This is a genomic window from Streptomyces sp. NPDC002130 (genome assembly GCF_040296465.1).
In the GTDB taxonomy this organism is placed as follows: domain Bacteria; phylum Actinomycetota; class Actinomycetes; order Streptomycetales; family Streptomycetaceae; genus Streptomyces.
The window spans coordinates 1-1,037 of the sequence record NZ_JBEOXI010001275.1 but is presented as its reverse complement, the minus strand read 5'-3'; the positions used below and the strand labels follow the sequence as shown (position 1 = coordinate 1,037).

The window sequence follows — 1,037 nt, the reverse complement described above, 5'->3', positions numbered from 1 at the left end:
GGGGCTCTCGGTCGCCCGGGTGCCTCTCGATTTGCCGGAGCCGGCGCAATTCTCGGAACGGGCCTGTTCCTCGGTTTCGCCGCAACCGTCTACACGCTGTACCTCGGATTCGCCGCCTTCGCCGTGACTCTGATGGCCGTCGTTGCCGCAGTACTTGCCGCACGCGCCCAGAACACGTGGAAAGCCGCGCTTGGCCCCCTCGTCAGGCTCGCTGTCATCGCCGTGATCTCCGGACTGGTGGCTCTGACCGTCTGGACGCCGTACCTGCTGAAGGCACTCTCCGGTGCCACCGCAGAATCCGGCACGGCAATGCATTACCTCCCCGATTCCGGTGCGGTGCTGCCCTTCCCGATGCTGAGTTTCTCGCTCGTCGGCGGCCTGTGCCTACTCGGCACGGTCTGGCTGATTTCGCGGTTCCTGTTCTCCCGCCGCGCCCGAGCACTCGGTATCGGTGTCATTGCCGTCTATCTGTGGGCGCTGCTGTCCATGACGTTCACCGTCGCCGGCAGCACGCTCCTCGGATTCCGGCTGGAGCCAGTGCTGATCGGACTGCTTGCCGCCGCCGGTGTGTTCGGTTTCTTCGAGTTCGCCGGCTGGATCGTGCTGGCCACCAGCGAAAATCCCCGTGTCAAAGCGGTACTGGTTGCACTCGGTGTCATCGGAGCCATCGCCTTCGCGCAGAACATCCCGCAGGTGCTGGCGCCGGATATCGCTGTGGCATACAGCGATACCGACGGCAACGGTGAGCGCGGCGACAAGAGGCCACCCGGGGCCGAAGCCAATTACGCCGACATCGACCGGATCATCCGCGAGCAGTTGGGACGCGATCCCCACGACACAGTGGTGCTCACTGCCGACATCGGCTTCCTGAGCTTCTACCCGTATTTCGGCTTTCAAGGACTGACGTCGCACTACGCGAACCCGCTCGCCGATTTCCGTGCGCGCGCCGCGCTGATCGAGCAGTGGTCGGAACTGAAGACGCCTGACGAACTGGTAGCTGCGCTGGACTCGGCGCCGTGGCGCAGCCCCGACGGCTG

1 protein-coding gene is annotated in these 1,037 nt (G+C 65.0%); it reads left to right on the top strand.

Features of this window, described 5'->3' with window-relative positions:
- A partial coding sequence (locus ABT116_RS50230) for an arabinofuranosyltransferase (protein WP_351648528.1) occupies window positions 1-1,037 on the top strand: 1,037 nt, incomplete at both ends.